This window comes from Hymenobacter roseosalivarius DSM 11622 (assembly GCF_900176135.1).
GTDB classification, from domain to species: domain Bacteria; phylum Bacteroidota; class Bacteroidia; order Cytophagales; family Hymenobacteraceae; genus Hymenobacter; species Hymenobacter roseosalivarius.
On the sequence record NZ_FWWW01000071.1, the window covers coordinates 20,382 to 35,157 of the forward strand.

The 14,776-nt window shown below is 49.4% G+C and carries 24 protein-coding genes; all 24 read left to right on the plus strand.

Annotated features, from left to right (window positions below):
* The first annotated feature begins 59 nt into the window (after nt 1–59).
* The 24 genes from fusA to secY all read left to right on the plus strand — a co-directional run bounded on the left by fusA (nt 60) and on the right by secY (nt 14,775).
* Nucleotides 60–2,201: an elongation factor G gene (gene fusA, locus B9A24_RS11645; RefSeq protein ID WP_084445988.1), complete on the plus strand. Its 2,142-nt coding sequence runs from the start codon at nt 60–62 to the stop codon at nt 2,199–2,201.
* Nucleotides 2,202–2,221: 20 nt separating this feature from the next.
* Nucleotides 2,222–2,527 carry a 30S ribosomal protein S10 gene (gene rpsJ, locus B9A24_RS11650; RefSeq protein ID WP_084445992.1) on the plus strand — a complete coding sequence of 102 codons (306 nt, stop codon included), beginning with the start codon at nt 2,222–2,224 and terminating at the stop codon, nt 2,525–2,527.
* Between the two features lie 60 nt (nt 2,528–2,587).
* Nucleotides 2,588–3,904 carry an O-antigen ligase family protein gene (locus tag B9A24_RS11655; RefSeq protein ID WP_084445994.1) on the plus strand — a complete coding sequence of 439 codons (1,317 nt, stop codon included), beginning with the start codon at nt 2,588–2,590 and terminating at the stop codon, nt 3,902–3,904.
* Nucleotides 3,905–4,090: 186 nt separating this feature from the next.
* Nucleotides 4,091–4,711: a 50S ribosomal protein L3 gene (gene rplC / locus B9A24_RS11660; protein ID WP_084445997.1), complete on the plus strand. Its 621-nt coding sequence runs from the start codon at nt 4,091–4,093 to the stop codon at nt 4,709–4,711.
* Between the two features lie 6 nt (nt 4,712–4,717).
* Nucleotides 4,718–5,356: a 50S ribosomal protein L4 gene (gene rplD / locus B9A24_RS11665; RefSeq protein ID WP_084446000.1), complete on the plus strand. Its 639-nt coding sequence runs from the start codon at nt 4,718–4,720 to the stop codon at nt 5,354–5,356.
* On the plus strand, nt 5,356–5,643 hold the full coding sequence (gene rplW / locus B9A24_RS11670; RefSeq protein ID WP_084446002.1) for a 50S ribosomal protein L23: 288 nt from the start codon (nt 5,356–5,358) through the stop codon (nt 5,641–5,643). The genes rplD and rplW overlap by 1 nt, the downstream gene beginning before the upstream one ends.
* Nucleotides 5,644–5,677: 34 nt before the next feature.
* A complete protein-coding gene (gene rplB, locus B9A24_RS11675) occupies nt 5,678–6,505 on the plus strand; it encodes a 50S ribosomal protein L2 (RefSeq protein ID WP_084446005.1) in 828 nt (275 codons plus the stop codon).
* A 3-nt stretch (nt 6,506–6,508) separates the two neighbouring features.
* The gene (gene rpsS / locus B9A24_RS11680; RefSeq protein ID WP_084446008.1) at nt 6,509–6,787 is read left to right on the plus strand and encodes a 30S ribosomal protein S19; all 279 of its coding nucleotides are present in this window, start codon (nt 6,509–6,511) and stop codon (nt 6,785–6,787) included.
* 1 nt (nt 6,788) lies between these two features.
* Nucleotides 6,789–7,268 carry a 50S ribosomal protein L22 gene (rplV, locus tag B9A24_RS11685; protein ID WP_084446011.1) on the plus strand — a complete coding sequence of 160 codons (480 nt, stop codon included), beginning with the start codon at nt 6,789–6,791 and terminating at the stop codon, nt 7,266–7,268.
* A gap of 5 nt (nt 7,269–7,273) precedes the next feature.
* Complete coding sequence (rpsC, locus tag B9A24_RS11690; protein WP_084446014.1) at nt 7,274–8,164, plus strand: 30S ribosomal protein S3; 891 nt, start codon at nt 7,274–7,276, stop codon at nt 8,162–8,164.
* A gap of 38 nt (nt 8,165–8,202) precedes the next feature.
* Complete coding sequence (rplP, locus tag B9A24_RS11695) at nt 8,203–8,625, plus strand: 50S ribosomal protein L16 (RefSeq protein WP_084446017.1); 423 nt, start codon at nt 8,203–8,205, stop codon at nt 8,623–8,625.
* A gap of 4 nt (nt 8,626–8,629) precedes the next feature.
* Nucleotides 8,630–8,842 carry a 50S ribosomal protein L29 gene (rpmC, locus tag B9A24_RS11700; RefSeq protein ID WP_084446020.1) on the plus strand — a complete coding sequence of 71 codons (213 nt, stop codon included), beginning with the start codon at nt 8,630–8,632 and terminating at the stop codon, nt 8,840–8,842.
* A gap of 2 nt (nt 8,843–8,844) precedes the next feature.
* Complete coding sequence (rpsQ, locus tag B9A24_RS11705) at nt 8,845–9,135, plus strand: 30S ribosomal protein S17 (RefSeq protein ID WP_084446023.1); 291 nt, start codon at nt 8,845–8,847, stop codon at nt 9,133–9,135.
* A gap of 1 nt (nt 9,136) precedes the next feature.
* Entirely contained in the window at nt 9,137–9,505 is a 369-nt protein-coding gene (gene rplN / locus B9A24_RS11710) for a 50S ribosomal protein L14 (RefSeq protein ID WP_084446026.1), read from the plus strand.
* A 12-nt stretch (nt 9,506–9,517) separates the two neighbouring features.
* Nucleotides 9,518–9,820 (plus strand): 50S ribosomal protein L24, encoded by a 303-nt coding sequence (gene rplX, locus B9A24_RS11715; protein WP_084446029.1) that lies wholly within the window; start codon nt 9,518–9,520, stop codon nt 9,818–9,820.
* Between the two features lie 15 nt (nt 9,821–9,835).
* Entirely contained in the window at nt 9,836–10,396 is a 561-nt protein-coding gene (rplE, locus tag B9A24_RS11720) for a 50S ribosomal protein L5 (RefSeq protein WP_084446032.1), read from the plus strand.
* Nucleotides 10,389–10,658, plus strand: coding sequence for a 30S ribosomal protein S14 (rpsN, locus tag B9A24_RS11725; RefSeq protein WP_084446035.1), 270 nt, complete (start codon nt 10,389–10,391; stop codon nt 10,656–10,658). Before rplE ends, rpsN begins: the two co-directional genes overlap by 8 nt.
* Nucleotides 10,659–10,859: 201 nt before the next feature.
* Nucleotides 10,860–11,258, plus strand: coding sequence for a 30S ribosomal protein S8 (gene rpsH, locus B9A24_RS11730; RefSeq protein WP_084446038.1), 399 nt, complete (start codon nt 10,860–10,862; stop codon nt 11,256–11,258).
* Between the two features lie 18 nt (nt 11,259–11,276).
* Nucleotides 11,277–11,831 carry a 50S ribosomal protein L6 gene (gene rplF / locus B9A24_RS11735; RefSeq protein WP_084446041.1) on the plus strand — a complete coding sequence of 185 codons (555 nt, stop codon included), beginning with the start codon at nt 11,277–11,279 and terminating at the stop codon, nt 11,829–11,831.
* Nucleotides 11,832–11,840: 9 nt separating this feature from the next.
* Entirely contained in the window at nt 11,841–12,194 is a 354-nt protein-coding gene (rplR, locus tag B9A24_RS11740; RefSeq protein WP_084446044.1) for a 50S ribosomal protein L18, read from the plus strand.
* Between the two features lie 6 nt (nt 12,195–12,200).
* The gene (rpsE, locus tag B9A24_RS11745) at nt 12,201–12,800 is read left to right on the plus strand and encodes a 30S ribosomal protein S5 (protein ID WP_084446047.1); all 600 of its coding nucleotides are present in this window, start codon (nt 12,201–12,203) and stop codon (nt 12,798–12,800) included.
* A 5-nt stretch (nt 12,801–12,805) separates the two neighbouring features.
* Entirely contained in the window at nt 12,806–12,985 is a 180-nt protein-coding gene (gene rpmD, locus B9A24_RS11750; protein ID WP_084446051.1) for a 50S ribosomal protein L30, read from the plus strand.
* A gap of 13 nt (nt 12,986–12,998) precedes the next feature.
* Nucleotides 12,999–13,445 (plus strand): 50S ribosomal protein L15, encoded by a 447-nt coding sequence (gene rplO, locus B9A24_RS11755; RefSeq protein ID WP_084446054.1) that lies wholly within the window; start codon nt 12,999–13,001, stop codon nt 13,443–13,445.
* Nucleotides 13,446–13,458: 13 nt separating this feature from the next.
* Complete coding sequence (gene secY, locus B9A24_RS11760; RefSeq protein ID WP_084446057.1) at nt 13,459–14,775, plus strand: preprotein translocase subunit SecY; 1,317 nt, start codon at nt 13,459–13,461, stop codon at nt 14,773–14,775.
* Nucleotide 14,776 lies beyond the last annotated feature (1 nt).

Below are 14,776 nucleotides of genomic sequence, written 5' to 3' on the forward strand. Positions count from 1 at the left end.
AGATGTTGTATCATTTCTACGCTCTTTAGTCCCCAAGCTCTTAGGACCCTACAAATCAAATGGCTAAACAAGACCTCAAATACCTCCGCAACATTGGGATTATGGCGCACATCGACGCCGGTAAGACCACGACTTCGGAGCGCATTCTGTATTATACGGGCAAAACCCACAAAATCGGGGAGGTGCACGAAGGTGCGGCCACGATGGACTGGATGGAGCAGGAGCAGGAGCGGGGCATCACGATTACGTCGGCTGCCACCACTACCTTCTGGAACTACCCGACCGACGCCAGCGGCGAACCCACTGACGAAACCAAGCAGTACAAAATCAACCTGATTGACACTCCTGGTCACGTAGACTTTACCGTAGAGGTAGAGCGCTCGTTGCGTGTATTGGATGGCGCAGTAGCGTTGTTCTGCGCAGTGTCGGGCGTGGAGCCTCAGTCGGAGACTGTATGGCGTCAGGCTGATAAGTACAAAGTGCCACGTATCTGCTTCGTCAATAAGATGGACCGTGCTGGTGCTGACTTCTTCAAGGCAGTAGCTGAGATTAAGGACAAGCTGGGCGCTAACCCCGTGCCGCTGCAAATCCCAATTGGTGCTGAAGACACGTTCAAGGGCGTGGTGGATTTGCTTACAGGCAAAGCCATCGTGTGGGATGATGCTACGCAGGGCAAAGCCTACCACGAAATCCCTGTTCCTGAGGACCTCGTGGAAACAGTGGCCGAATGGCGTCAGAAGCTGGTGGAGAGCGTTGCCGAGTATGATGACGCACTGCTGGAGAAATTCTTCGATGACCCGGACAGCATTACCCGCGAGGAGATGATGGTCGTGATCCGCCAGGCGGTTATCGACATGAAGTTCTCGCCCGTCATGTGCGGCTCGGCCTTCAAAAACAAAGGGGTGCAGTCGATGCTGGACGGCGTAATGGCTTATCTGCCTTCGCCGCTGGATATGCCTCCCATCATTGGCACCAATCCTGATACCCACGAAGAGGAAGTTAGGGAGCCGAATACGGAAGCCCCTTTCGCAGCCTTAGCTTTCAAAATTGCTACTGACCCCTTCGTTGGTCGTTTGTGTTTCTTTCGCTGCTACAGCGGTGTGCTAGAGGCTGGCTCTTACGTGTATAACAACCGCACGGAGAAGAAGGAGCGTATCTCGCGCCTGATGCAGATGCACTCCAACAAGCAGAACCCGATTGACCGCCTTGAGGCTGGTGACATCGGGGCTGGTGTTGGTTTCAAAGACATCAAAACGGGTGACACGCTGACCGATGAGAAGCACAAGCTTGTGCTGGAGTCGATGAGCTTCCCTGAGCCGGTAATTGGCTACGCTATTGAGCCAAAAACGCAGGCTGACGTTGATAAGATGGGTATGGCCATTGCCAAACTCGTAGAAGAAGACCCAACTTTGACGGTAAACACCGATCCGGAGACGGGCCAGACGATTCTGCGCGGCATGGGTGAGTTGCACCTAGAAATCATCATCGACCGGATGCGTCGCGAGTTCAAGGTGGAAATCAACCAAGGTGCGCCGCAAGTGGCCTACAAGGAGATTTTGACCAAGAAAGTCGAGCACCGCGAAACCTATAAGAAGCAAACGGGTGGCCGTGGTAAGTTCGGCGACATCGTATTCGAGCTTGGTCCGAAAGAGACCGAGCCAGAGAAGCCTGGTTTTGAGTTTGAGAATGGCATCGTAGGTGGTGTGATTCCCCGCGAATTTATTGCGCCGATTCAGAAAGGTTTTGAGGAAGCCATGAAAAACGGCCCTCTGGCCGGTTTCCCCTTGGACTCGATGAAAGTGCGCCTGTTCCACGGCTCCTTCCACGACGTTGACTCCGACGCGTTGTCGTTTGAGTTGGCTGCCCGTGGTGGTTTCCGCGAAGCTGCCCGTCAGGCCGGCCCCAAGATTCTGGAGCCCATCATGGCCGTTGAGGTAGTTTGCCCGGATGAGTATACGGGTCCCGTAACTGGTGACTTGAACCGTCGTCGGGGACTGATGAAAGGCATGGACACCAAAGCTGGTGCTCAGCTCATCAAGGCCGACGTACCGCTGTCGGAACTGTTCGGTTACGTTACCGATCTGCGCACTATTTCTTCGGGTCGCGCTTCAGCTTCCCTGACCTTCTCACACTACGAGCAAGTACCGAATAACCTAGCGGAAGGCATTGTTGCTAAAGCCAAAGGTCACGCCGTTCGCTAATTCGCTTTCAGACTTAAGACATGAACCAGAAAATTCGCATTAAACTCAAGTCCTACGATCACAATCTCGTAGACAAATCGTCCGAGAAGATCGTGAAAGCGGTGAAGGCTACGGGCGCCATCGTGAGCGGTCCTATTCCGCTACCTACCAAAAAGGAGAAGTTCACCGTTCTTCGTTCGCCCCACGTGAACAAGAAGTCGCGTGAGCAATTTCAACTCTGCACGTACAAGCGTCTCGTGGACATCTACTCGACCTCATCGAAAACGGTAGATGCCTTGATGAAGCTTGAACTGCCAAGCGGCGTAGACGTGGAAATCAAAGTCTGAGGACTGGTTTCAATAGCTCATAAAAAGCCCCCCAGAAATATTCTGGGGGGCTTTTTTGCTATGTTGCATCATCCCTGCTCATCAATTTATTTCTCTATAGTGTCTTTTGTTACCATCCTTAGTGCTAAGCGTACGGAAGCAGCAACGATAGTAAGCGTTGGGCTACTGCTTATTGGCCTCTTTACAAATGATTTTCTGCCAGCGTTTTCTGGCATAGGAACACTAAGCATAGGTCTAACTGCTTTGCTACACACTGTCGGACATCGACATATTGTGCAAAAGAAGCATTGGCGGGTATATAGTGCACTGACGGGGGTATTCTTCCTGCATGTAGTGGCAGGGCTTAACACGAGTGAGGCAAATAGGGAAGAATACTGGGTCGATATTTTTCAGCAGCTTCCTTTTCTGGTATTGCCTGCGGCCTTCTGGCTCCTGCCGCCGCTATCATCGCTGGCTTTACAGCGATTATACCTGTTGTTTTACTACCTAGTGGTAGCTTCAGCACTTGGCAGTACAGGCTACTACTTGATGCACAGAGCTGAAATTGATCAGCTCTATTATCAATCCCAGATAATTCCGACTGTACCGGACTATATCCGGTTTAGCCTGATGGTTACGTTTGCTATAGCTATCGGAAGCCTATTTTTGATCAACCAGGCAATAGCAGGCCGCCATCGGCTGCTAGTATTGCTAACAACCATTTTTCTAATCCTGTATTTGTACTTATTAGCCGTACGCAGCGGGTTGGTAGCCTTTAACGCGCTTGGTCTTGTGGTAATAGGATGGTCATGGCAAACGCGCCATTATAAATGGGCACTTGGAGCAGGAGGGATGCTGCTTATACTTCCACTGATGAGTTTTATATGTTTTCCAACCTTCCACAATAAGTACTATAATACCCAAGACGATGTGAGTAGAGTAGAGAAAGCAGGCTCAGCCAACAATTTTTCGTTGGTAGGACGAGTGTACTCCTATAAAGTAGGGCTCCAAATCGCGCAGGCTCACCCATTAATAGGGGTAGGTAAAGCAGACATGGAAGACGAAGTAGCTGTTTATTATCAGGACGACTTTCCTGCTATAGAACCAACTGCCTACTTATTGCCACACAATCAGTTTCTATACTACCTGGTAGCTTTTGGCGGATTGGGACTATTTGTCTTTAATGTCTGCTTTTACTACCCTTTATACTGGTCATGGCCTAACATAGCTCCCTTACTGATTGCTCAGTACATAATTATTTCCTTGTCTTTTTTGGTAGAATACACTCTTGATCAAAAGAATCAAGTGGGCTTATTATTCACACTGCTCTTTCTATTAATGCCAATAAATGGCCTGATGCTGCCAACCCGACAAGAAGTGGACTGGCGACCTAGCTAGCTCGGCTGTTTTCAGTCGGAATTGATTGATATAGAGCCTAAAGCTGGAAACCATGAAAGATGACCTCTGTGAAAATATTTTAGAGCCGGGTTTGAAAAAGGTATTAAAATTTCCTAGCTTTGCACTCCCATTACGAAAACGCCATGCGGGCGTTTTCTCTATGTCTTTTAATTAAACCAAAAACGAATGCCTGGCATCATCGGTAAAAAAATCGGTATGACAAGCCTCTTCACTCCGGACGGGAAGAACATTCCCTGTACGCTCATCGAAGCGGGTCCGTGCGTAGTGACGCAGGTTAAGACTATCGAAAAGGACGGCTACACGGCTGTTCAGCTCGGTTACGGCGAGAAAAAAGCCAAAAATACCACCAAAGCACTAGCTGGTCACTTCGCTAAAGCCGGGACTACTCCCAAAAGAAAACTTGTTGAGTTCCGCCTCGACGCAGAGTCTACGTACGCTGCCGGTGCCGAAATCAAGGCTGACCTCTTCGAGGAAGGTGAGTTTGTTGACGTAGTAGGGACCTCAAAAGGTAAGGGTTTCCAAGGTGTTGTGAAGCGTTACAACTTTGCTGGTGTAGGCGGTCAAACCCACGGTCAGCATAACCGTCTTCGTCACCCTGGTTCTATCGGTGCCTGCTCTTGGCCTTCACGCGTATTCAAAGGAATGCGCATGGGTGGTCGTATGGGTGGTGACCGTGTGAAAATCCAGAACTTGAAGGTAATGCGCATTGTAGCCGACAAAAACCTGATTCTGGTTAGCGGCTCGGTTCCCGGCGCCAAGAATTCTTACGTGGTCCTGGAAAAATAACGCGAGATGGAACTGTCAGTATATAACATTAAAGGTGAAGACACTGGCCGTAAGGTCACGCTGTCTGACGCCATCTTCGGCCTAGAGCCGAATGAGCACGTGATGTACCTCGACGTGAAGCAATACTTGGCCAATCAACGCCAAGGCACGCACAAGTCGAAGCAGCGTCACGAAGTGCAAGGCACTACCAAGAAGCTCAAAAAGCAAAAAGGTACGGGCGGTGCTCGCGCTGGTAGCATGAAGTCACCTGTATTCATCGGTGGTGGTCGCGTATTTGGCCCCCAGCCTCGTGATTATGGCTTCAAGCTCAACAAAAAGACAAAGCGGGTTGCTCGTTTGTCAGCCCTGAGCACCTTGGCTCAGGAAGGCAAAGTAGCTTTGGTAGAAACTATCACACTAGATGCTCCCCGCACGAAAGACTTTCTTTCGATTCTAACTAGTCTGAAGCTGAATAACGGCAAGAAAACTCTGCTCGTAACAGGCGAAGCCAACAAGAACGTGCTGCTATCGGCGCGCAACATTCAGAAAGTGACCGTGGCTACGCCAATCGCTTTGAATACGCACGACCTGCTCAACACGGATACGCTGTTGCTGTCGGAAGACGGGCTGAAGTCGTTGGAACAACTTTATACCCCTGCTGAGTAATGAGCACGTTGAAGAAACCCATTGTGACCGAAAAGGCCACGGCTCTGAACGAAAAAGGTCAATATGCTTTCGAAGTAGAGCGTACAGCTAATAAGGTTCAGATCAAAAAAGAGATTGAGCAGATGTATGGTGTCACGGTAACGGGCATTAGCACGATCCGCACCAACGGCAAAATGAAGTCTAAATTCCAGAAAGGTGGTGCTGTTAGCGGCCGTCGCCCACACGGAAAGAAGGCTATCGTAACTGTGAAAGAAGGTGATATCATCGACTTCTATAGCGGTATATAAGGAGAGCTTACTCGCAAGCGCATTTTAAGATAAAATGGCACTCAAAAAACTAAGACCAACATCACCGGGTCAACGATTTCGCATCGCCCCGGCCTTCGACGAGATAACCACGTCGACGCCGGAGAAATCGTTGTTGGCACCCATGGAAAAATCCGGTGGCCGAAACAATTCGGGTAAAATGTCTAACCGCTACATCGGTGGTGGACATAAGCAGAAGTATCGCATCATCGACTTCAAGCGTGATAAAGCTGGTGTTCCAGCCACGGTAAAGACGATTGAGTACGATCCTAACCGCACGGCGCGTATCGCTCTGCTCAGCTACGCCGATGGTGAGAAGCGTTATATAATCGCTCCCGCTGGCTTAGAAGTAGGAACTACAGTAGTTGCTGGCCCTGGGGTCGCTCCTGAAGTAGGCAATGCATTGGTATTGCGTGAAATGCCCCTCGGTACTATCGTTCATAACATTGAATTGATGCCTGGCGGTGGCGCCTCTATCGCTCGCTCAGCTGGTACATATGCTCAGTTGGTAGCTCGCGAAGACAAATACGCTACGCTGAAATTGCCTTCCGGCGAGATGCGTATGGTACTCGTTACCTGCATGGCTACGGTCGGTACTGTTTCTAATGGCGACCATATGAATGTGCGTCTCGGTAAAGCCGGTCGTAACCGTTGGATGGGTCGTCGTCCACGTGTTCGTGGTGTTGCCATGAACCCAGTCGATCACCCAATGGGTGGTGGTGAAGGTAAGTCGTCGGGTGGTCACCCACGTAGCCGTAACGGTATCTTCGCTAAGGGTCAGAAGACTCGCAACAAGAATAAGTACTCCGAGCAACTCATCGTAAACCGTAAAGGCAAAAAGTAAGCAATGGCACGTTCGCTAAAAAAAGGGCCGTACATTGACTTCCGGCTCGAGAAGAAAGTAACAGCGATGGAAGGTTCCGGCAAAAAGTCGGTTATCAAAACCTGGTCGCGCCGCTCCATGATCTCCCCTGATTTCGTGACGCACACCTTCGCGGTACATAACGGTAACAAGTTTATTCCGGTGTACGTGACTGAAAACATGGTTGGCCACAAGCTCGGTGAGTTCGCACCCACGCGCAACTTCCGTGGCCACGTAGCCAAAAAAGATAAAGGTAAGCGCTAAGATGGAAGCAACAGCTAAACTCCGCAATGTGCCTACCTCGCCTCGTAAGATGCGTCTGGTAGCCGATATGGTCCGCGGTCAGAAAGTGACCCGCGCCTTGGGCTTGCTAAAGTTTGAAGCCAATTCAGGTGCTGAGCGCATCGAGAAATTGCTTCTCTCAGCTTTGTCTAACTGGCAGCAGAAGAATGAAGACGAGCGCATCGAAGACGCTAACCTTTACATCAAAGAGATATTCGTTGATGAAGGTCGTCAGTTGAAGCGTTTACGTCCTGCTCCTCAGGGTCGCGGTCACCGCATCCGAAAGCGCAGCAACCATGTGACGTTGGTAATTGATTCGAAGGTTGAGCCACTTGGTAGCAAAGCTGCTGTTAAGCAAGCCTCCGAGCAAAAGCCGACTGAAGCAAAAGCTAGTGCTACTCGCACCCGTCGTAGCTCGACTAAGAAAACCACTACTGAAAAAACGGCTGAAGCCACCGCATAAGCACTATGGGACAGAAAGTAAATCCGGTTGGCTTCCGCTTAGGTGTCATCAAAGGATGGGACTCGAACTGGTACGGCGGTAAGGACTTCGCCGACAAGCTGGTAGAGGACGAGAAAATCCGCAAATACATCCTTGCTCGTATTCCGAAAGGCGGTATTTCCCGCATCGTAATCGAGCGTACTCTGAAGCGCATCACCATTACTATCAACACGGCTCGTCCAGGTGTAGTTATCGGTAAAGGCGGTCAGGAAGTTGATAAGATCAAAGATGAACTAAAGCAGATTACCAGCAAAGACGTTCAGATCAACATCTTCGAAATTAAGCGTCCGGAACTTGATGCTAAACTAGTAGGTGAGAGCATTGCTCAGCAGCTACAGGCTCGTATCTCGTTCCGTCGTGCAATGAAGCAAGCTATTCAGGCTGCAATGCGTGTAGGCGCTGAAGGCATCAAAGTGCAGTGTGGTGGTCGTCTTGGCGGCGCTGAAATTGCTCGCTCGGAGCAGTACAAAGAGGGGCGTACTCCACTGCACACATTGCGCGCTGACATTGATTACGCTTTGTCAGAAGCTCAAACTGTGTACGGTAAGATTGGTATCAAAGTGTGGATAATGCGTGGTGAGGTATTTGGCAAGCCAGACTTGTCGCCTAACCAGCAGCCCGCCAACCAGGGTACTGATAGCCGTGGCGGTAATGACCGTGGCCCACGTGGTGAGCGTGGCGACCGTGGTGGTGATCGTGGCCCACGCCGTGACCGTAATGATCGTGGCGGTGAAGGCCGTGGTGATCGTGGCGGTGACAACCGTGGTGGTCAAGGCCAGGGTGGTGGCCCACGTCGCAACAGCGGTGCTGGTGCTCCTGGGGGGCAAAACCGCGGTGGCGGTGCTCCTCGTCGCTAACCCATTCTCATTTCTCGAATCTATATTTTTCGATAATCATGTTACAACCGAAAAGGACCAAGTATCGCAAGATGCAAAAGGGTCGCGTAACAGGCTTAGCCTACCGCGGCAGCTCCATTGACTTCGGTTCATTCGCTATCAAGTCGCTGGAAACTGCGTGGATTACGGCTCGCCAAATTGAGGCGGCTCGTATCGCCATGACCCGTGCTATGAAGCGTGAAGGTCAAGTTTGGATCCGCATTTTCCCTGACAAGCCTATTACCAAGAAGCCTGCTGAAGTGCGGATGGGTAAAGGTAAAGGCTCACCTGAGTATTGGGTAGCCATTGTACACCCCGGCACTATCATGTTCGAATCGGACGGCGTTCCGCTCGAGGTAGCCCAGGAGTCACTGCGTCTAGCGGCGCAAAAGTTGCCCGTGAAGACCAAGTTTGTTGTTCGTCGCGACTACGTAGAAAACTAGTAAGATGAAAAACGCTGATATCCGTGCTCTCTCAGTAGAAGAGCTAAAGAACCAGATCAAAACCGAACAGACTAGCGGTCAGTCGCTGCGTTTCGCGCACGCCATCTCTCCCCTAGAGAATCCGATTCGCCTGAAGCATAGCCGCAAGAACGTAGCTCGTCTGAAGACTGAGTTGACCCGCCGCGAGAACGAGCAGGCAAACCAAACTGCTAAATAACGATGGCAACCAACACAGATCAGCAGACTCCCGCTACTATTGAGCGGAATATGCGCAAAGAGATTATTGGGCGTGTGTCTAGCTCCAAAATGGATAAATCTATCACAGTAGTGGTAGAGGAAAAGCAGAAACACCCCATCTATGGCAAGTTCGTGAGCAAGACTACCAAGTTCATGGCTCATGATGAAAACAACGAATGTGGTGAAGGTGATACCGTACGGATTATGTCCACACGGCCGCTAAGCAAAAACAAGCGTTGGAGGTTAGTAGAAATCGTAGAGCGCGCCAAGTAAGATGATACAACAAGAATCCCGTCTGACCGTCGCTGATAATAGCGGCGCAAAAGAAGTGCTCTGCATCCGTGTCCTCGGGGGCACTGGTAAGAAATATGCTAGCGTAGGCGATAAGATCGTTGTTTCGATCAAGTCGGCTATACCATCTGGCAACGCTAAGAAAGGCACTGTATCAAGAGCGGTTGTCGTCCGCACGAAGAAAGAAGTACGTCGCAAAGACGGTTCTTACATTCGTTTCGATGACAACGCTGCGGTATTACTTAACAACAACGATGAGCCCCGCGGTACCCGCATCTTCGGACCTGTGGCTCGTGAGTTGCGTGAGCGCCAGTTTATGAAAATTGTTTCACTGGCCCCTGAGGTTCTATAAGCATAGTAGCAAATGGCAACGAAAGCAAAAGACCAAAAGCCTGTGAAATTGCACGTTAAGACTGGTGATACCGTTAAGGTAATTGCTGGTGACGAGCGTGGTAAGACTGGTACTATCAAATCGGTGAATCGTACTTCACAGCGCGTTATCATCGAGGGTTTAAATCTAGTGACGAAGCACAATAAGCCAAGCGCTAAAAACCCACAGGGTGGTATCACTAAGATCGAAGCTCCCATTCATGTGAGCAACGTGCAGCCCATTGACCCTAAGACGGGTGAGCGGGTACGCAAAAATGCCCCCCAGCAAAACGCCTAACCTGGCTTTACGACAATGGCTCGACTCAGAGAAATATATCAGAAAGACGTGGTTCCTGCGCTCCAGGAGAAATTTCAGTTCAAGAGCGTAATGCAGGTGCCACGCATCACTAAGATCTGTATCAACCGTGGTATCGGTGCAGCTGTAGCTGACAAGAAACTGGTTGATAATGGTGTGGACGAGCTGACGACCATCACTGGTCAGAAAGCTGTTCCTACAATTGCCAAGCGCTCGGTTTCTAACTTTAAGCTTCGTGAGGGCATGCCTATCGGTGCTAAAGTTACCTTGCGTGGCGAGCGTATGTACGAGTTTATGGACCGTCTGCTGACAGTTGCTCTACCTCGTGTACGTGACTTCAAAGGCATCAACGATAAGGGCTTTGATGGCCGGGGTAACTATACCCTTGGTATCAAAGAGCAGATTATCTTCCCAGAAATTTCGATTGACAAAATCAAATCGATTTCTGGTATGGATATCACCTTCGTTACATCCGCCGAGAACGACGAGCAGAGCTACGAGCTGCTTAAGGCTTTCGGAATGCCCTTCACTAACGCCAAGAAAGAAAACAATGGCTAAGGAATCCGTTAAAGCAAGAGAAAGAAAGCGTATCGCTACAGTTGCTCGTTATGCTGAGAAGCGTAAAGCACTCAAAGCTGCTGGCGATTACGAAGGTCTGGATAAGTTGCCCCGCAACGCTTCGCCAGTACGTGTTCACAACCGCGACAAGATCAACGGTCGCCCCCGCGGTTACATGCGTAAGTTCGGCATTAGCCGCGTTACGTTCCGTGAGATGGCACTAGCTGGTAAGATCCCCGGAGTTACTAAGTCTAGCTGGTAGCTTAAGAACAACCATTATACCTCCTAATACTGGTATACTGGCTATTCTTTACTCCTCTTACAAGTAGCCCAAGAAACCATTGGCCGTGCTTTTAAGCCCGAGCCAAGTAGTCTTAACTGAAAATTTCGCTGTTGCTTTCTGCAGCTGCGAAATTTTCTTATCTTTGCGCTCCCTAAAAAGGAGTGTACTATTCTACATCAAATGAATACAGATCCAATTGCCGATTATTTGACTCGGGTGCGTAATGCCATCAAGGCAAACCACCGGGTAGTAGAAATACCGGCCAGCAACATCAAAAAGGAAATCACGAAAGTGCTCTACCATAAGGGCTACATTCAGAGCTACCGCTTTGATGATTCGTCGGTACAAGGCACGATCAAGATTGCACTTAAGTACAACCCTGCTACTAAGCAGCCGGCTATTACGAAGTTGGAGCGTGTAAGTAAGCCTGGTCTGCGCAAATATGCGCATGTGGAGAATCTGCCACGTGTATTGAGCGGTCTCGGGGTAGCCATCCTATCCACGTCGAAAGGCGTGATGACGGAGAAAGAAGCCAAAAACGAAAACGTGGGCGGCGAAGTGCTGTGCTACGTTTACTAAGCGAGAGGAAACAGAACTATGTCACGCATTGGTAAACTACCGATCAGCCTGCCCACTAACGTGCAGATTGATATCAGCAAAGAAAACGAAGTAACCGTTAAGGGTCCGAAAGGGACTTTGACCACTCCCGTAGACCGCGACATCACCGTTTCTACTGCTGATGGTCAACTGGTAGTAGAGCGTCCTACCGAACAGAAGCGCCATAAGGCTATGCACGGCTTGTATCGTTCTCTCATTAACAACATGGTTGTTGGTGTTAGTGATGGCTACACGGAGCGTTTGGAGTTAGTAGGTGTAGGTTATAAGGCTACAATGGCTGGTACTACGCTGGAACTCTCCTTAGGTTACTCGCACAATATTTTCTTGGCCCTGCCTAAGGAGGTAACTGCTACTGCTCTTACGGAGAAAGGTAAAAATCCTATCGTTACTCTGACCAGCATAGATAAGCAACTGTTAGGTCAAGTAGCTGCAAAAATTCGTTCGTTGCGCAAAGTTGAGCCTTACAAAGGCAAAGGTGTACGCTTCGTGGGTGAGCAGATTCGTCGCAAGGCTGGTAAAACAGCTTCGAAATAATTTCGCATTATGGCTTTCGATAAAGCATCAAGAAGAAAGCGGATCCAGCGCATCATCCGTACGCGGGTGGCTGGCACGTCCGATCGGCCTCGTTTGTCGGTGTTTCGCAGCAATAAGGGTATTTATGCCCAAATTATTGATGACACCATTGGTCAAACGCTGGTATCTGTATCATATAAGCACGTAATAACGGCTGATGATGCTACTCCCGTAGCTTCTGCTGCTGCAGTAGGTAAAGAAATTGCCTCTCGCGCTCAGGAAAAGGGTATTACCAAGGTAGTGTTTGACCGTTCAGGTTATCTCTACCACGGCCGCGTAAAATCATTGGCAGAAGGAGCCCGCGAAGGCGGTCTCAATTTCTAAATCATCATGGCAGAATTTAACAACAGCAACCGTGGTGGTGGCGGCAATGACCGGGGCGGCAACGACCGTCGTGGTGGTGGCAATGATCGGGGCGGTAACCGGGAGCAAACTCCTCGTGCTGGCGATACTGATCTAAAAGAAAAGGTAGTAGCCATCAACCGAGTAGCCAAAGTGGTGAAAGGTGGTCGTCGTTTCAGCTTTTCAGCTATTGTAGTAGTAGGTGATGGCAACGGCACTGTAGGGTTTGGCCTTGGTAAGGCTAACGAGGTAACTGATGCTATTGCAAAGGGAATCGATGACGCTAAGAAAAACTTGGTAAAAGTTCCTCTGTATAAGCATACTGTTCCTCATGTAATGGAGGGCAAGTATTCAGGGGGCTTCGTGCTGGTACAACCAGCTGCCGCTGGTACTGGTGTAATTGCTGGTGGTGCTATGCGCGCAGTGTTTGAAAGCGCTGGTATCAAAGATGTATTGGCTAAGTCAAAAGGTTCGTCTAACCCCCACAACGTGGTAAAGGCAACCTTCGATGCTTTATTGAAGATGCGTGATCCTATGCAGATTGCTCAGCAGCGCGGCATTACTCTCCAACAAGTTTTTAACGGCTAGACGAGATGGCGCAGATAAAGATCAAATTGGTAAAAAGCGTAATTGACCGCCCAGAGCGTCAAAAGCGTACAGTTCAAGCCCTAGGCTTGGGTAAAATCGGAAGCACCTCGGAAAAGGAAAATACCCCCCAGATTGCTGGGATGGTAGCCGCGGTGCAGCATTTGGTTGAAGTAACCGAACTCTAAGAAGTATCTTAACATGAATCTCAGCAATCTAAAACCTGCCGTCGGCGCAACGCGCAATGAAAAGCGCATCGGTCGCGGTACGGGTTCGGGCCGCGGTGGTACATCTACTCGTGGTCACAAAGGGCAGAAGTCACGTTCGGGCTATTCTAAGAAGTCGGGCTTCGAAGGTGGCCAAATGCCTCTACAGCGTCGAGTGCCTAAGTTTGGCTTCACGAACATTAATCGGGTAGAGTATAAGGGTATTAATCTCGACGCTCTCCAGAGCCTGACGGAGAAGAACAGTGCAGCCACCATGGATGTTGCTTACTTCGTAACCAACGGCCTAGTTTCTAAGAACGCCAAAATCAAAATTCTCGGTCGTGGTGAAATCACCCAGGCTGTGGAAGTTCATGCTCACGCTTTTTCTAAATCTGCCGTTGAGGCGATTGAGAAAGCTGGTGGCAAAGCAGTGACTTTATAAAGCCTGACTTGCAATGAAGAAGTTTATCGAAACGATAAAGAACATTTTTGCGATTGAGGATCTGCGTACGCGGATTCTCAATACGCTTTTTTTCATTGCTATCTACCGGCTAGGTTCTTTTGTCGTGTTGCCTGGGGTAGATGCTACCAGATTAAAGCAGGGAGCCGAAGGTCTCTTCGGAATTTTGGACACCTTACTAGGTGGAGCATTCAGCAATGCTTCCATCTTCGCGTTAGGTATCATGCCTTATATTTCAGCTTCCATTGTTTTGCAGCTGCTTACGATTGCAGTTCCTTACTTCCAGAAGCTACAGAAGGAGGGAGAGTCAGGCCGCAAGAAAATCAATCAGTATACTCGTATTCTGACCATTCCTATTGTGATGGCTCAGTCGATTGGTTTTATTGCCACTATCACTCCTGAAGCCATCATTTCGCCTGGCACATTCTTCACGATTTCCACCATGATTATTATCACGGCCGGAACCTTATTCTGCATGTGGCTAGGAGAGAAGATAACCGATAAGGGCATTGGAAATGGTATTTCGATGATCATTATGATTGGTATCGTTTCTCGCTTTCCAGGAGCCATTATCGGTGAAGCTGCCGCCAAGGGCATGCGTGGGTCATTGATCTTTCTGATTGAAATGGTGGTGCTGTTCCTGGTGGTGATGGCTGTAATCGTGCTAACCCAAGCGGTGCGTCGCATTCCGGTGCAATACGCCAAGCAGGTAGGTGGTACGACTCAGCTTAACGCTCAACGCCAGTTTATCCCTCTAAAGGTTAATGCTGCTGGTGTAATGCCTATCATCTTTGCTCAGTCATTGATGTTCGTGCCAGCAATCGTTGCCTCTATTTGGCAAAATGACAGTGACACTGCCAGCTATATAGGCGTTAAGTTTTCGGACTATACGTCTTGGCAGTATAACCTCGTTTTTGCTACTTTGATTATTGTCTTCACTTACTTCTACACTGCTATCAGCGTTAATCCTAACCAGATTGCTGATGATCTGAAACGCAGTGGAGGCTTTGTTCCGGGGGTTAAGCCTGGCCGTGATACCTCTGAGCACATGGATGAGATCCTGACCCGTATCACATTACCCGGAGCTATTGCTCTTGCTCTCATTGCAATCTTTCCTGCTCTAGCTCTATTAGCTGGCGTAACTCGTCCGTTCTCAGCTTTCTATGGTGGTACTTCATTGATCATCATGGTTGGCGTTGTATTGGATACGCTTAACCAGGTGGAAAGCTACCTACTGATGCGTCACTACGATGGAATGATGAAAACAGGTAAGCTCAGAGGTAGATCGCAAAATGTGGCGATGGCTTCTTAGG

What these genes read in the sequence shown, in the direction of transcription:
- rplR (WP_084446044.1), top strand. Translation starts at nt 11,841, where the DNA reads ATGGCTTTCGATAAAGCATCAAGAAGAAAGCGGATCCAGCGCATCATC.
- rpsQ (WP_084446023.1), top strand. Translation starts at nt 8,845, where the DNA reads ATGGCAACCAACACAGATCAGCAGACTCCCGCTACTATTGAGCGGAAT.
- rplN (WP_084446026.1), top strand. Translation starts at nt 9,137, where the DNA reads ATGATACAACAAGAATCCCGTCTGACCGTCGCTGATAATAGCGGCGCA.
- rplD (WP_084446000.1), top strand. Translation starts at nt 4,718, where the DNA reads ATGGAACTGTCAGTATATAACATTAAAGGTGAAGACACTGGCCGTAAG.
- rpsN (WP_084446035.1), top strand. Translation starts at nt 10,389, where the DNA reads ATGGCTAAGGAATCCGTTAAAGCAAGAGAAAGAAAGCGTATCGCTACA.
- rplB (WP_084446005.1), top strand. Translation starts at nt 5,678, where the DNA reads ATGGCACTCAAAAAACTAAGACCAACATCACCGGGTCAACGATTTCGC.
- rplV (WP_084446011.1), top strand. Translation starts at nt 6,789, where the DNA reads ATGGAAGCAACAGCTAAACTCCGCAATGTGCCTACCTCGCCTCGTAAG.
- rplO (WP_084446054.1), top strand. Translation starts at nt 12,999, where the DNA reads ATGAATCTCAGCAATCTAAAACCTGCCGTCGGCGCAACGCGCAATGAA.
- rplW (WP_084446002.1), top strand. Translation starts at nt 5,356, where the DNA reads ATGAGCACGTTGAAGAAACCCATTGTGACCGAAAAGGCCACGGCTCTG.
- rplP (WP_084446017.1), top strand. Translation starts at nt 8,203, where the DNA reads ATGTTACAACCGAAAAGGACCAAGTATCGCAAGATGCAAAAGGGTCGC.
- rpsS (WP_084446008.1), top strand. Translation starts at nt 6,509, where the DNA reads ATGGCACGTTCGCTAAAAAAAGGGCCGTACATTGACTTCCGGCTCGAG.
- rpsE (WP_084446047.1), top strand. Translation starts at nt 12,201, where the DNA reads ATGGCAGAATTTAACAACAGCAACCGTGGTGGTGGCGGCAATGACCGG.
- fusA (WP_084445988.1), top strand. Translation starts at nt 60, where the DNA reads ATGGCTAAACAAGACCTCAAATACCTCCGCAACATTGGGATTATGGCG.
- B9A24_RS11655 (WP_084445994.1), top strand. Translation starts at nt 2,588, where the DNA reads ATGTTGCATCATCCCTGCTCATCAATTTATTTCTCTATAGTGTCTTTT.
- rpmD (WP_084446051.1), top strand. Translation starts at nt 12,806, where the DNA reads ATGGCGCAGATAAAGATCAAATTGGTAAAAAGCGTAATTGACCGCCCA.
- rplX (WP_084446029.1), top strand. Translation starts at nt 9,518, where the DNA reads ATGGCAACGAAAGCAAAAGACCAAAAGCCTGTGAAATTGCACGTTAAG.
- rpsC (WP_084446014.1), top strand. Translation starts at nt 7,274, where the DNA reads ATGGGACAGAAAGTAAATCCGGTTGGCTTCCGCTTAGGTGTCATCAAA.
- rplE (WP_084446032.1), top strand. Translation starts at nt 9,836, where the DNA reads ATGGCTCGACTCAGAGAAATATATCAGAAAGACGTGGTTCCTGCGCTC.
- rpsH (WP_084446038.1), top strand. Translation starts at nt 10,860, where the DNA reads ATGAATACAGATCCAATTGCCGATTATTTGACTCGGGTGCGTAATGCC.
- rpsJ (WP_084445992.1), top strand. Translation starts at nt 2,222, where the DNA reads ATGAACCAGAAAATTCGCATTAAACTCAAGTCCTACGATCACAATCTC.
- rplF (WP_084446041.1), top strand. Translation starts at nt 11,277, where the DNA reads ATGTCACGCATTGGTAAACTACCGATCAGCCTGCCCACTAACGTGCAG.
- secY (WP_084446057.1), top strand. Translation starts at nt 13,459, where the DNA reads ATGAAGAAGTTTATCGAAACGATAAAGAACATTTTTGCGATTGAGGAT.
- rpmC (WP_084446020.1), top strand. Translation starts at nt 8,630, where the DNA reads ATGAAAAACGCTGATATCCGTGCTCTCTCAGTAGAAGAGCTAAAGAAC.
- rplC (WP_084445997.1), top strand. Translation starts at nt 4,091, where the DNA reads ATGCCTGGCATCATCGGTAAAAAAATCGGTATGACAAGCCTCTTCACT.